Source organism: Sinorhizobium sp. M4_45, from assembly GCF_002885915.1.
Classification (GTDB): domain Bacteria; phylum Pseudomonadota; class Alphaproteobacteria; order Rhizobiales; family Rhizobiaceae; genus Sinorhizobium; species Sinorhizobium meliloti_A.
Window position 1 is genome coordinate 278,689 of sequence record NZ_NWVE01000009.1, and the last position, 13,824, is coordinate 292,512.

At 63.2% G+C, this 13,824-nt stretch carries 12 protein-coding genes and 1 pseudogene; 11 read left to right on the forward strand and 2 right to left on the reverse strand.

Going from position 1 to position 13,824, the window contains the following annotated elements:
* The first annotated feature begins 9 nt into the window (after positions 1 to 9).
* From CN933_RS23955 to CN933_RS23975, 5 genes are all read left to right on the forward strand, one after another.
* Positions 10 to 1,410: an NAD(P)/FAD-dependent oxidoreductase gene (locus CN933_RS23955; protein ID WP_102762611.1), complete on the forward strand. Its 1,401-nt coding sequence runs from the start codon at positions 10 to 12 to the stop codon at positions 1,408 to 1,410.
* A 41-nt stretch (positions 1,411 to 1,451) separates the two neighbouring features.
* Complete coding sequence (gene xsc, locus CN933_RS23960) at positions 1,452 to 3,227, forward strand: sulfoacetaldehyde acetyltransferase (RefSeq protein ID WP_102762612.1); 1,776 nt, start codon at positions 1,452 to 1,454, stop codon at positions 3,225 to 3,227.
* A gap of 60 nt (positions 3,228 to 3,287) precedes the next feature.
* A complete protein-coding gene (locus tag CN933_RS23965; RefSeq protein ID WP_102762613.1) occupies positions 3,288 to 4,325 on the forward strand; it encodes a YeiH family protein in 1,038 nt (345 codons plus the stop codon).
* Positions 4,325 to 5,317: a phosphate acetyltransferase gene (gene pta, locus CN933_RS23970; RefSeq protein WP_102762614.1), complete on the forward strand. Its 993-nt coding sequence runs from the start codon at positions 4,325 to 4,327 to the stop codon at positions 5,315 to 5,317. Before CN933_RS23965 ends, pta begins: the two co-directional genes overlap by 1 nt.
* 345 nt (positions 5,318 to 5,662) lie before the next feature.
* Entirely contained in the window at positions 5,663 to 6,421 is a 759-nt protein-coding gene (locus tag CN933_RS23975) for an SDR family oxidoreductase (RefSeq protein ID WP_102762615.1), read from the forward strand.
* A gap of 179 nt (positions 6,422 to 6,600) precedes the next feature.
* On the opposite strand, the gene CN933_RS23980 is transcribed toward CN933_RS23975, so the two are convergent.
* Entirely contained in the window at positions 6,601 to 7,179 is a 579-nt protein-coding gene (locus CN933_RS23980; protein WP_050563215.1) for a TetR/AcrR family transcriptional regulator, read from the reverse strand.
* A 67-nt stretch (positions 7,180 to 7,246) separates the two neighbouring features.
* On the opposite strand from CN933_RS23980, the gene CN933_RS23985 reads away from it, so the two are divergent.
* From CN933_RS23985 to CN933_RS24005, 5 genes are all read left to right on the forward strand, one after another.
* Positions 7,247 to 7,624 (forward strand): nuclear transport factor 2 family protein, encoded by a 378-nt coding sequence (locus tag CN933_RS23985; RefSeq protein WP_102762616.1) that lies wholly within the window; start codon positions 7,247 to 7,249, stop codon positions 7,622 to 7,624.
* Positions 7,625 to 7,661: 37 nt separating this feature from the next.
* The gene (locus CN933_RS23990) at positions 7,662 to 7,946 is read left to right on the forward strand and encodes a putative quinol monooxygenase (protein WP_018098768.1); all 285 of its coding nucleotides are present in this window, start codon (positions 7,662 to 7,664) and stop codon (positions 7,944 to 7,946) included.
* A gap of 24 nt (positions 7,947 to 7,970) precedes the next feature.
* Entirely contained in the window at positions 7,971 to 8,333 is a 363-nt protein-coding gene (locus CN933_RS23995) for a nuclear transport factor 2 family protein (protein ID WP_102762617.1), read from the forward strand.
* A 350-nt stretch (positions 8,334 to 8,683) separates the two neighbouring features.
* Entirely contained in the window at positions 8,684 to 9,469 is a 786-nt protein-coding gene (locus tag CN933_RS24000; RefSeq protein ID WP_102762618.1) for a DeoR/GlpR family DNA-binding transcription regulator, read from the forward strand.
* 79 nt (positions 9,470 to 9,548) lie between these two features.
* Positions 9,549 to 12,026 (forward strand): GcvT family protein, encoded by a 2,478-nt coding sequence (locus CN933_RS24005; protein ID WP_102762619.1) that lies wholly within the window; start codon positions 9,549 to 9,551, stop codon positions 12,024 to 12,026.
* Positions 12,027 to 12,041: 15 nt separating this feature from the next.
* Here the strand turns inward: CN933_RS24005 and CN933_RS24010 are convergent, their stop codons facing one another.
* Entirely contained in the window at positions 12,042 to 12,911 is an 870-nt protein-coding gene (locus CN933_RS24010) for a LysR family transcriptional regulator (RefSeq protein WP_018098764.1), read from the reverse strand.
* Between the two features lie 109 nt (positions 12,912 to 13,020).
* On the opposite strand from CN933_RS24010, the pseudogene CN933_RS24015 reads away from it, so the two are divergent.
* Positions 13,021 to 13,710: pseudogene (locus CN933_RS24015) on the forward strand (Na/Pi cotransporter family protein); the annotation flags it as partial.
* Positions 13,711 to 13,824 lie beyond the last annotated feature (114 nt).

A 13,824-nucleotide genomic window follows, 5' to 3' on the forward strand; every position in this document is an offset into this window, starting at 1 on the left:
GATCACGACATGGAACATCAACTGGCCAGACCGATCGCATCGCGGAAGCCCTTCGATCCGACCTATGATCCGATCCGCGCGCCTAATCCGGGCGACGGCAAGGACTATGCGCCGACCTATTGGATCGGCACGGCCGGCACTCCGCCTGCCGACGACGGACCCGTCACACGCGATATGGACGTCGACGTCGCTGTCGTCGGCTCCGGATACACCGGGCTCTCCTGCGCGATCCATCTGGCCCAGGAGCATGGCATCAAGGCGACGGTGCTCGAAGCCAATGGCGTCGCCTGGGGCTGCAGCACGCGCAACGGCGGTCAGGCGCAGATCTCCGCCGGCCGGCTCAAGCGTTCGCAATGGATCGAGCGCTGGGGCGTCGATGTCGCCAAAAGGCTGCATGGCGAAATCAGCGAAGCCTTCGATCTCTTCCGGGACCTGATCCGTTCGCCCGAGATCGACTGCGACCCTCAGGACGGCGGCCATCTTTATATCGCCCACCGCGACAAGGTGTTGCCGGCGCTCGAAGCCGAGTCGCGGCTTCTCAACGAGGTTTTCGGCTACCGCTCGCGCATGGTCGGCCGCGATGAGGTCCACCGCGACTTCGTACGCGACGAGGAGGCGAGGGGGGCGATGTACGAACCGGACGGCATGGGCATCCACGCGGCCAAGCTCGCCTTCGGCTACCTCAGTCTGGCGCGCAAGCTCGGTGCGCGGGTCCACACGGCAAGCCCCGTTCTCGGCTGCGACTGGAAAAACGGAGCCTATCATCTGACGACGCCGGGCGGCACCGTTCGTGCGCGCGCCGTCTGCATTGCGACGGCAGGCTATACCTCGCCGGACCTGCATACGCTGACGCGGCACAGGCTGATGCCGATCCTCTCGAACTCGATCGTCACACGCCCGCTGACCGAGGAAGAACGCGCCGAACTGAACTTCAAGACCCGGATCCCGCTCACCGATACGCGCACGCTGCGCCACTACTACCGGATGTTGCCGGACGGTCGCGTGCAGATCGGCAGCCGCAGCGCCATCACCGGCCGCGACGCGGTCAACCCCAAACATCTCGATCGGCTGCTCGAAGGGCTCTACCGAAAGTTCCCGATCCTGAAGGGGATCACGATCGACTACTCCTGGTGGGGCTGGGTCGATGTCAGCCACGACATGATGCCGCGCATCTTCCGCCCCGACCCGAAGCAGCCGCTGTTCTACGCCATGGGCTATGGCGGCAACGGGGTCATGTATTCCGCACAGGCCGGCCGCCGCATGGCCCAGATGGTGGCGGGCAAGGGCGGCGCCCTCGATCTGCCGATCTTCACGTCGCCGCTGCCGAGTCATGGCCTGCTCACGCCGTTCAGACGCCTCGGCCAGTGGGGCATGTATCGCTGGTACTACCTCAAGGATGAAATTCTTTAGCCGCCCGGTCGGCCTTACCCTCAACGCGAAAGGAACATGACATGAAAATGACGACCGAAGAGGCGTTTGTAAAAGTCCTGCAGATGCATGGCATCGAGCATGCGTTCGGGATCATCGGCTCGGCGATGATGCCCGTATCGGACCTGTTTCCGAAGGCGGGCATCCGGTTCTGGGACTGTGCCCACGAGACCAATGCCGGCATGATGGCCGACGGCTTCAGCCGTGCGACCGGCACGATGTCGATGGCGATCGGCCAGAACGGCCCCGGCGTGACCGGTTTCATCACGGCCATGAAGACGGCCTACTGGAACCATACGCCACTGCTCATGGTCACGCCGCAGGCCGCCAACAAGACCATCGGCCAGGGCGGCTTCCAGGAAGTCGACCAGATGGCTATGTTCGAGGAGATGGTCTGCTATCAGGAGGAAGTGCGCGATCCGAGCCGCATTCCCGAGGTCCTTAACCGGGTCATCGAAAAGGCATGGCGCGGTTGTGCACCGGCGCAGATCAACATCCCGCGGGACTTCTGGACGCAGGTTATCGACGTGGATCTGCCGCGCATCGTCCGCTTCGAGCGGCCGGCGGGCGGCCCCGCGGCCATCGCCCAGGCCGCGCGGCTGCTTTCGGAAGCGAAGTTCCCGGTCATTCTCAACGGCGCCGGCGTCGTTATCGGCAACGCCATCCAGGAATCCATGGCACTTGCGGAGAAGCTGGATGCGCCGGTGTGCTGCGGCTATCAGCACAACGACGCCTTTCCCGGCAGCCACCGTCTGTCGGTCGGACCCTTGGGCTATAACGGCTCGAAGGCGGCGATGGAATTGATCAGCAAGGCAGACGTCGTGCTCGCCCTGGGTACACGGCTCAATCCTTTCTCGACGCTGCCTGGCTATGGCATCGACTACTGGCCGAAGGATGCGGCGATCATCCAGGTGGACATCAATGCCGACCGGATCGGCCTGACCAAGAAGGTGACGGTCGGCATCTGCGGCGACGCGAAGCAGGTAGCGCGGCAGATTCTTCAGCAGCTTGCGCCGGCCGCCGGCGACGCAAGCCGCGAAGAACGGAAGGCGCTGATCCACCAGACGCGCTCGGCCTGGCTGCAGCAGCTCTCGTCGATGGACCATGAGGATGACGATCCGGGCACGGAGTGGAACGTCGGCGCACGCCAGCGCGAGCCCGATCGCATGTCGCCTCGCCAGGTCTGGCGGGCGATCCAGGCCGTGCTTCCGAAGGAGGCGATCATCTCCACCGACATCGGCAACAACTGCGCGATCGGCAACGCTTATCCGAGCTTCGAACAGGGCAGGAAATATCTGGCACCGGGCATGTTCGGCCCCTGCGGCTACGGTTTCCCGTCGATCGTCGGCGCCAAGATCGGCTGCCCGCACGTGCCGGTGGTCGGCTTTGCCGGGGACGGCGCCTTCGGCATCTCGATGAACGAGATGACGTCGATCGGTCGCGAGGGCTGGCCGGCCATCACCATGGTGATCTTCCGCAACTACCAGTGGGGAGCGGAAAAGCGGAATACCACGCTCTGGTACGACAACAACTTCGTCGGCACCGAGCTCAATCCGAACCTGAGCTACGCCAAGGTTGCAGATGGCTGCGGCCTGAAGGGCGTGACGGTCGACACGCCGGCCGCACTCACCGAGGCCCTTGCGAAGGCGATCGAGGACCAGGCCAGGGGGATCACCACCTTCGTCGAGGTTATCCTCAACCAGGAACTCGGTGAGCCCTTCCGCCGCGATGCGATGAAGAAGCCGGTAGCGGTGGCCGGCATCGATCGCGCCGACATGCGCACCCAGCGACCTATGTAAGAAGCTCTCGCGACTCGCTCGGCGGTGGTCGCCGCCGAGCTCACTCAACGGAAAGAAAAGATGGACGCGATCCCCAAAACCGAGCGACGGAAGCAATCCCTGTCAGCCGTCCTGTCGACCTATGGACCGGGTCTCCTGGTGACGGCCGCCGTCGCCATGGCTGCCCAGTTCCTGTCGGAGCATTACGGGGCGCCGGCGATGCTGATGGCGCTGCTGCTGGGGATCGCCTTCCACTTCCTGGCGGAAGAAGGACGTTGCGTCGCGGGCATCGAGCTTTCGGCAAAGCTGATCTTGAGGATCGGTGTGGCGCTGCTCGGCATGCGCATCAGCGTCGATCTTCTGATCGGCCTCGGCGCCGGCACCATTCTGCTGCTCGTCTCGGCGATCGTGGCAACCATCCTGTTCGGCCTCCTGGCCGCCCGCCTGCTTGGCCGGGGCTGGCGTCTCGCCCTTCTCACCAGTGGCGCGGTTGCCATTTGCGGCGCTTCGGCCGCCATGGCCATCGCCGCCGTGCTGCCCCGCAACGAATTCTCCGAGCGCAATCTGATCTTCACCGTGCTGTCGGTGACCGTGCTCAGCACGCTTGCGATGATCGGCTATCCGATCGTCGCCGAGTATCTCGGGCTTGACGGCCAAGCCACCGGCATCTTTTTCGGCGGCACGATCCATGATGTCGCCCAGGTGGTGGGAGCCGGCTTTTCGGTCTCTCCGGAGGCGGGCGAGACCGCGACGCTCGTCAAGCTCATCCGGGTGACGATGCTGGCGCCGGTGGTCCTGATCTTTTCCCTCGCCCTGCGCGGCGTTCCGCAGGAGGGCGCGTCCATCGGAAAGCGCGCGCCGCTCGTGCCGGGCTTCGTCCTGGCGTTCCTCGTTCTCGCGGGGTTCAATTCCGCCGGGCTGGTGCCGGTGCTCGCAAGCGAGGTGGGGATGGCCATATCCAGATGGGCGCTGCTGGCGGGCATCGTGGCGGTCGGCATGAAGACGTCGCTGCGCCGCGTCCTCGAAGTTGGCGGAGATGCCGTTGCCCTCGTCGTGGCCGAAACGCTGTTCATCGCCGTCTTCATACTCGCCGGCATGTACTATCTGGGACACAGCTGATGAAACCTCTCGATCGCATCATCGACGCCGCCAGGAAAGCGCCGCGGCACATCGTCCTTCCGGAAGGCGAGGACCCGCGGATCGTCGCCGGCGCCGTGCAGGCGAGGCGGGAAGGCGTGGCGGAGATTACGCTGGTCGGAAACCGCGAGGTGGTTGCGCAGAGGCTCGCAGCCCTGGACGCAATCCCGCAGGAATTCCGGATCGAGGACCCGGCGTGCTCTCCGCTTACCGATGATTTCGCGACCGCCTATCTGGAGCACAGAAGGAGCAAAGGCGTCGACGAGACCGCGGCTCGGGCCGCCGTTCTGTCACCGCTGACCTTCGCCGCGATGATGGTGCGCGAAGGAATGGCCGATGGGACTGTCGGCGGCGCGGTCGCAACCACCGCAGACACCGTTCGTGCCGCATTGCAGGTGATCGGCAGGGCGCCCGGCGTCGGGCTCGTCTCCAGTTTCTTCCTCATGATGCTTTGCGAGCCCCATCACGCCAGGAAGGGGGCCTTCGTCTTTGCCGATTGCGGACTGGTCGTGGACCCCGACGCGGCCGGTCTCGCCGACATCGCGCGCATGTCGGCCAAATCCTTTGAAAGGCTTGCCGGAGAACGGGCAAAAGTCGCGATGCTCTCCTTCTCGACAGGCGGCAGCGCCGCTCACGAGCGCGTTTCGAAGGTCGTCGAGGCGACCGGCATGGCGCGGCGCGCCGATCCCGATCTTATCATTGACGGCGAATTGCAGTTCGACAGCGCCTTCGTCGAGGCCGTCTGTCTGACCAAGGCGCCGCATTCGGCGCTGCGCGGGGAGGCCAACGTCTTCGTGTTTCCGAACCTCGACGCTGCCAATATCGGCTACAAGATCGCCCAGCGGATCGGCGGCGCGACGGCAATAGGCCCGATCCTCCAAGGGCTTTCACGGCCCGCCAACGACCTTTCGCGCGGCTGCAGTGCGGCCGACGTCTTCCATATGATTGCCGTGACCGTGGTTCAGGCCGCCTGACGCCAGTTTCGCCGCGCCTGCCCATCTCAGGGCTCCACAAAATACCACAAATCGCAAATTAATCGCGTGCATGGTGTCGGTTCATGTAGAGGGCGAAATGCAGGCCCTTCTGATGCCCCAAAAGCGGACTGCGAGATTGCGGCCGCCGTGACACCAAGGGGAGGTCATCCGCCTAACGGCAATGACGGGCACCGCGGACGGGGGACAATCTTGTGCCATCAAGGCCAGTTGCCGGGCAATGCGTCCGTGTTCGGCCCAAAGCGGACTTCTGCTGAGACAGGAAACGGGTGGCGACCGGCCTGAGGGCGCAATAGCCATCTCCTGCATCATAAACAGGAGATGAAAATGGAACTGGCTAACAAGACTTTGATCGTGACCGGAGCCAGCAGTGGTATCGGAGCAGCCGCCGCCAGATTGTTTGCATCCGAGGGGGCAAATGTCGTTCTGGCCGCGCGACGATCTGATGAACTTCAATCGGTTGCCGAGGACATCACCAGAGGCGGCGGCAGCGTCGTGTACCGTGCGGGTGATGTACTGGATGAAGCCTATGCAGGTGTGCTGACCGAGTTGGCCCTGGAGCGTTTCGGCAGCCTGCATGGGGCCTTCAACAACGCAGGCGTGGTGGGTGACATGGTGGCGGTACCTGACATGTCCATTGACAACTGGAACAGAGTAATCTCGACAAACCTAACCAGCGCCTTCTGGGCGGCCAAGGCGCAGGTTCCAGTTCTGAAGGAGCAAGGCGGCGGCTCTATTGTCTTCACGTCCTCTTTCGTCGGGTTCAGCAACGGCGGCCTACCAGGTATGGCAGCCTATGCCGCGTCCAAGGCAGGGTTGAATGGGCTTGTCCAATCGCTTGCCGCTGAGCATGCCAGAGAGGGCATCCGTGTCAACGCGCTGCTGCCCGGAGGGACAGTCACCCCGGCAGGTGGCGAAGGTAATCCTGAAGCTTTAAAGTTCGTCTCTGACCTGCACCCCATAAAGAGAATGGCTTCGGCTTTGGAGATCGCTCAAGCCGCACTCTTTCTTCTCTCGGATCGGTCCCAGTTCATGACTGGTAGTCCCATGATCGTTGACGGGGGCATGTCGGTCCGCCTCTTATAGTTCACAGGATCGGGTGTCGCAGTGCCGGGAGCATCTGCGACACCAAGAGGACCCATTGCGGTCACTGGATCGGACTGGCCGCTATTGGGCAGGCGAGTCGGAGAGCTGCCCCTGATTGGCGGCAAAGTCCCCGGCGCACAGTTCACGAATTTCGGCAGATTTGAACCCATCCGACTTCCTCAAAGTCGGACCAGCAACCTATCCAGCGCTTCGCCTACAAGGGCGGGAACGGCCGCCGGATCGTCAAGGTATGCGGCTTCGAGCAAGCCGTCTGATACGGCGACAAGCAACGAGGCAGTAACGGAAGGGGTCGGATCGCCGTCGGCCTGAAGGAGGTCCCGTAGGACACCGTAATACCAGGCGCGCCGCGCTTCAATGGCTTGCCGCACGGGACTTTTAGGGGCTGGATATTCGGCCGCCGCGTTGAGAAACGGGCATCCACGCCAACCTCCCGCGACCACGGCCTCGCTGATGCGCCCCATGATAGCGGCGATCCTGTCCCGTGGAGGCTGCTTCGGCAGCGCTGCGACTGCCGCCCGCCCAAGCCGGTCCTGCTCCTCGATATAGGCGAGGACGAGGTCATCCTTCGATGGGAAGTAATTGTAGAACGTCGCCTTGGCCACGCCCGCCTCCGCGATGATGCGGTCGATGCCGACTGCACGAATGCCCTCGGTATAGAAAAGACTAGTGGCGGTATCGAGCAAGCGGCGGCGTGCGGCGCTTGCCTTGGAATCGGTCGGCGACATGGCTTTGTTCATGCGGTTGACTCTAACAGACAGGTCTGTATACTGCAACTAGACAGACCTGTCTGACTAGGAGGAGATTATGCAAACGATCGAGACAGCCGAGATCATGCGCAGGTTCAACCAGGCGTTCCGCGATCACAAGCCCCCTATCCTCAAAGACCTGATCGCCCCGGACTGCGTGATGGAGTCCATTCAGCCCGCACCCAATGGAACGCGATACGAAGGCTATAACGCCTGCCTCGCGTTTTGGGAGGTTCTGGCCGCCGACAGGACTGCTCACTTCGACGTCGAAGACACGATCGCAATGGGCGACCGGGCGATCATCCGCTGGCGTTTTAACTTCGGCTCCGGGGGTTCGCTCCGGGGCATCAACCTGATGCACGTCCGGGACGGCTTGATCGTCGAGGCGCTGGGTTATTCAAAAATTCCCGGCCAGTCGGCGCCGCTTCCTGAGTGACAGCAGCAACCCATCCACGTTTCAGGGAGCAAAGCTCATGATTATCATAGCCGGCTATACCCGGACCGACGCTGAGAAGCGGGACGGCTCGGTGGAAGCCTTCAAGAGTATGGTCGAACGCGCGAGAGCCTATGACGGCTGTGTCGACTTCTCGATAAGCGCGGACGCGGTCGATCCGGAGCGCGTCAATCTCTTCGAGTGCTGGCGCGATCAGGCCACGCTAGACGCCTGGCGCAAGGTCGCGAGGGGAGGTCCGCGCGGAAAACCCCGGGAGGTGGCCGTAAGCCTTTATCGCACCAACAAGTCCGAAAAGCCTTTCTAGGCCCTGATCTCAAGAGGTAAAAAGATGACCACCGATAGCGAAACTACCCGCGAAATCGTGAAACGCTTCCATAACGCGTTTGAGAAGCACCGCCCGGAAGACCTCGATGATCTGATTGGTGAGGGCTGCGTCCTTGAGAACACGGCGCCCGCACCGGATGGCGCACGCTACGTAGGGCGTGAAGCTTGCCTCGACTTCTGGAAGGGGATTGCATCCTCTGCGAACCTCGTCTTCGAAGCCGAGGAGATTTGGGCCAGCGAGGATCGGGGGATCATCCGATGGCGGCTTCGTTGGGGCGATAGCCCGGCGGACCGGGTTCGAGGGGTAAACATCATGCGCGTTCGGGACGGAAAGATCGTTGAAGGTCGAGGATACGTAAAGGGATAAAGCATCAGGGCCGAAGTCAGCGCGCCGGATCGTAATTGGAAAGGGCGGCTTTCGCTGGCTACTCGGGAGCGGACTGTCCGCCATCGGGCCGGGTGGCGGCACTCCGAACGGCGACAATGAAGGTCGCTTGCCGAACGGCAGCTATCGGCTGGGCATTTTCCAGGACCGGACAGTCCGCAGTCGGCCCCATTTTGGTCATCGCCAACCATGTTCGAGGGTTCAAGTGGGACATCGCAATTGGCTTACGGTGTCACTTCTCCCTCAGCCGACACCTGCATTGTAGTTGCACCCGACGCTTCGCGTTCGTGACGTCTCTTGCGGGGGGCCGCAAATATTGCAACATTGTTCACATGTCCAAGTTGCCGAACACCCGAGCGCTCGCGCCGCGCCGCCACGAAGAAATATTGAGGCGCGTCGTTTCCGAAGGTTCGGTGAGCATTGCCGAGCTTGCCGCCTATTTCGACGTCTCGCGCGAAACGATCCGCCGGGACATGAAGTTGCTCGCCGATCGCGGCCAACTCGATGTCGTGCATGGGGGCGCCACGCTGTTCGAAGCGACCGAGCCGGCGCTGGTCCTGCGAAGCGGGGAAAACGCCGCCGCGAAGGCAGCGATTGGCCGGAGGGCGGCCGAACTGGTGAAGGACGGCATGGTCGTCTTTCTCGACTCCGGCACGACGACGCTGGCCGTCGCGCACGCATTGAGCGGTCCGCGTGATCTGACCATCTGCACCACCGGCCTCGCCATCGCGCTGCACATGTGCCGCCAGCCGCAAGTCCGGGTGCATATGCTGGGTGGCGAGATCGATCCTGCCGAGGAGGCGGCAGTGGGCCTCGACGCGCTGGAAGCAATAGGACGCTTCCGAGTGGACATCGCCTTTCTCGGCGGGGGAGGGCTTTCTCCTGACGGCGAGGTTACCGACTTCACCCGCAACGGCGCCGAGCAGCGTTCGCGCATGATCGCCATGGCGGGCAAGGCCTACTTCGTCCTCGACAGTTCGAAGTTCGGGCGGCTGACTCCCCTTCGAATACCCGGGTTTCATCAGGCGACCGGTGTGATCGTGGATAGGCCGCCGCCCCCGACGATCTCGGAAGCACTCGAGCGAAAAGGCCCCCGCGTCATCGTCGCCCCCGCATGATATTGCATTTTGTTGCATCTTATGTTGCGTTTTGTGAGTCCCTGGCTATGCTGACTCCAGTCCATTGGGAGGTCGGTTCATGGCGCAGGAATTTCCAACACAGGCGCGGGTCGTCATCATCGGCGGCGGCATCATAGGCTGCTCGGTCGCCTATCATCTCACAAAGCTTGGCTGGACCGACGTGGTCCTGCTGGAGCAGGGGCAGCTCAGCGGAGGAACCACCTGGCACGCGGCCGGCCTTGTCGGGCAGTTGCGCAGCCATGCCAACATGACCGGCCTCATCCGATATTCGACGCAGCTCTACAGCGAGCTGGAGGCGGAGACGGGCCTTGCGACGAGCTGGAAGAATTGCGGCTCGCTCGCCGTGGCGCGCACGACCGATCGCATGACCGTGCTGAAGCGGACCGCAGCATCGGCGCGGGCGCAAGGGGTTGCCGTCGAGGTGATCTCACCGCGGGAAGCCGCCGATCTCTGGCCGGTGATGGCGATGGACGATCTCGTAGGAGCCGTCTGGCTTCCCGGAGACGGCAAGGCCAATCCGACGGACCTCACCCAGTCGCTGGCGAAGGGGGCGCGCAACCGCGGCGCCCGCATTATCGAGCGCGTGCGCGTGACGGGCATCACGGTTAAGGACGGGACGGTCCGTGGCGTCGAGACCGATGGGGGGAATATCGCCGCTGAAATCGTCGTCAATTGCGCCGGCCAGTGGGCGCGCAAGGTCGGGCTGATGTGCGGCGTGACGGTCCCTCTGCACTCGGCCGAGCACATGTATATCGTCACCGGAAAGATCGAGGGGGTGCATCCCGACCTGCCGGTGCTGCGCGACCCGGACGGCTACATCTATTTTAAGGAGGAAGTCGGCGGTCTCGTCATGGGCGGCTTCGAACCGGAAGCCAAGCCCTGGGGCATGAACGGCATTCCGGACGATTTTGAATTCGCCTTGCTTGCAGATGACTGGGACCAGTTCGAGATCCTGATGCAGAACGCGCTGGTGCGCGTGCCGCAGCTCGAAACGGCCGAGGTCAGGAAATTCTACAATGGGCCGGAGAGCTTCACGCCGGACAATAATTTCATTCTCGGCGAGGCACCGGAACTGCGGAATTTCTATGTAGGCGCCGGGTTCAATTCCATGGGCATCGCCAGCGCCGGCGGCGCCGGGCGGTCTCTTGCCGAGTGGATCGCCAACGGTGCGCCGACAATGGATCTCTGGCCGGTCGACATTCGCCGCTTCGCGAGCTTCAACAACAATCCGCGCTGGCTGCACGACCGGGTGAAGGAAACGCTCGGACTGCACTATGCCATGCCATGGCCGAACCGCGAGCTGCACACAGCGCGACCCTTCCGGCGCTCGCCGCTCTACGACCGGCTTGCCTCCAAGGGTGCATGCTTCGGCTCGAAGATGGGCTGGGAGCGCGCGAACTGGTTTGCCGAAGCAGGCCAAATACCGGAAACGGACTATGCCTTCGGTCGGCAGAACTGGCATGAGGCGGTAAAGCGAGAGATGAACGCGGCGCGACAAGCTGCCGGGATATTTGATCAAACTTCATTTGCCAAATTTCTCGTGCAGGGGCCCGACGCAGCGAAGGCGCTCAACCGCATCTGCGCCGCGGACGTCGATGTCGAGGTCGGCCGGTCGGTCTATACGGGCATGCTCAACGAACGGGGCGGCTATGAAAGCGACCTGACGGTGATGCGGCTCGCCGTCGACCGGTTCCTCATCGTCACCGGATCCGCGCAGGCGGTGCACGACGCCGACTGGATCCGCAGGAACACCTCACCGGACGCCCACGTCACCCTCACCGACGTGACATCGGCTTACGCGGTGCTGGCCCTGATGGGACCGAATGCACGCGACATACTCGGGCGGATCACGTCCGCTGACCTCTCGAATGCAGGCTTTCCCTTTGCGACCATCCGCGAGATCGACATCGGCTATGCGACGGCCTACGCCAACCGAATGACCTATGTCGGCGAACTCGGCTGGGAACTGATCGTGCCCAGTGAATTTGCCGTGGGCGTTTACGAGGCATTGCACCAGGCGGGGCGCGATCTCGGGCTCGTCGATTGCGGCTATTACGCTCTCGAGGCGCTCCGTATCGAGAAAGGCTTTCGCGCCTGGAGCCGCGAACTGACGCCTGACATCAATCCTCACGAAGCGGGGCTCGCCTTCGCCGTGTCGTTCGACAAGCCGGGCGGATTCATCGGCCGCGAGGCTTTGATCCGGGCAAAGCAGGTCGGCGCCCCCGTCAGACGCATCGTGCAGTTCACCTTGGATGATCCCGAGCCGATGCTTTGGGGCGGGGAGCTCATCCTGCGTGACGGCAAACCTGTCGGCGAAGTCCGCTCAGCCGCCTATGGCCACACGCTCGGGCGTTCCGTTGCGCTCGGCCTCATAGAACATGGAGAAGGGGTCGACCGCGAGTTCATCGCAAACGGGAGGTTCCAGATCGACCTTGCCGGTGAGCGCCACCCGGCGACCGCTCACCTGAAGTGCCCCTACGATCCGAAGTCAGAACGCGTGCGGGCGGATGCCGGGGAGCCGCGAGCCGCCGCCTGAAGCGGGCAGCTCCATTCACCTCTCCGCCAGCGAGCGGGCAATTTCGAAGAAGGCGCGCACGAGCTTTCCGCCGCTGCGCTCCTTCAGGCAGATCAACGCCTCGTCCATCAGCATTTCGGCGCCGACGATCTCGATCGGCGCGAGACGTCCGTCCCGGCCGAATTCCGCGGCTGAGACGAAGCCCACCCCGGCACCGGCCGCGACGATCTCCCGCACGGCCTCCCGGCCCTCCGCTTCGATGGCCGGCTTCAGGGTGACGCCTGCGGCGGCCGCGAAATCCTCGAGCTTCTGCCGCGTTTTCGAACCGCGTTCCCGCATCACCAGCGGCTGGCCCGAGAGTTCCTCGAGGCTGACGGTGCTTCGCCGGGCGATCGGATGTTCGCTCGATGCGAAAGCGATGATCGGCGTCGAGTTCAGCTTGACGATGTCGAACTCCCGGCTCTCGGGAACCTCGCCGAGCACGCCGATGTCGGCTTCGTAGGAATAGAGGCTGGTGATGACCGTTTCCGTGTTGCCGGCCCTCAGCGAGATCTGAACCGACGGATATTTCTGACGAAAGGCCGCAAGGATGTGAAGCAGATGGTGGGCGGCGTCGGCGACGATGCGAAGCGTGCCGGCCCGCAATGCGCGCGATTCCGATAGCAGATCGAGCGCCTGCTGCTCGGTGTCGAACATGCGTCGGGTGATCTCCAACAGCTGGTGACCGGCCTGGGTCAGCGTCACCTGCTTCTTGTTCCGGTTGAAGAGGAGCACGTCATATTCCTCTTCCAGCTTGCGGACCTGATCCGACACGGCCGGCTGCGTGAGGAACAGCGCCTCTGCTGCACGGGAGAAGCCTCCACAAACTGCAACATTGTGGAACGCGCGAAGCTGGACGTACCGCATGGCCTCTCCCAATCATAAGCTGACCTGATAAAACGATAGAAACGAACGATTTGATTTATGTAAAGGGAAAAGTGACGGTCCTCGGATCGATATTCCGGAGAGATTGAAGATGGCTCTCGTTACTCTCTCGCTGCATCTGGCCGGCGCGACCGTGCTGCTGCTCTACGCGGTGCATCTCGTCCGCAGCGGCGTCGAGAACGCCTATGGCACGTCGTTGAAGCGTGTGCTGGCGAGGGGAGGGAAGCCTCGCATTTACGCCGCCGCGAGCGGCACGGTCCTTGCGGTCCTGCTGCAGAGCTCGACCGCCGTGGCGATGCTCGCCTCCGGTCTTTCGGCAAGCGGCTATCTTACCCTCAACACCAGCCTTGCCGTTCTGTTGGGAGCGGATTTCGGCTCGGCGCTGGTGGTTCGCGTTCTTTCCTTCGACCTGGGCTGGCTGTCGCCGCTCCTGCTTGCGGCCGGCGGACTGCTTTACCTGAAGGGCAGAAGCGACAAGCCCCGCGAGCTCGGCCGCATGCTGCTCGGCATCGGCTTCGTCCTCATGTCGCTGAAGCTGATCGGCGAGGCGGCCTTGCCGTTGAAACAGAGCGACGTGTTGCCCGCCATCGTCGGCTATCTCGCGGAGGACCATGTGACGGCCTTCGTGGCGGCGATGCTCTTCACCTGGATCGTGCATTCGAGCGTCGCGGTCCTGATCCTCATCCTGGGTTTCGCCGCGCAGGGGCTTCTGCCCGTCGAGGCAGGCCTGCCGCTGATTCTCGGCGCCAATCTCGGCAGCGGGTTGATTGCGTGTTTCGTTAAGTCCCGGACACCGATTTCAGTAAGTCCCGGACAGCAATTCCGCTAAGTCGCGGACAGCGATTCCGCTAAGTCCCGGACAGTTACCGGGCGGATTTGATGGTCGGTCTTCGGC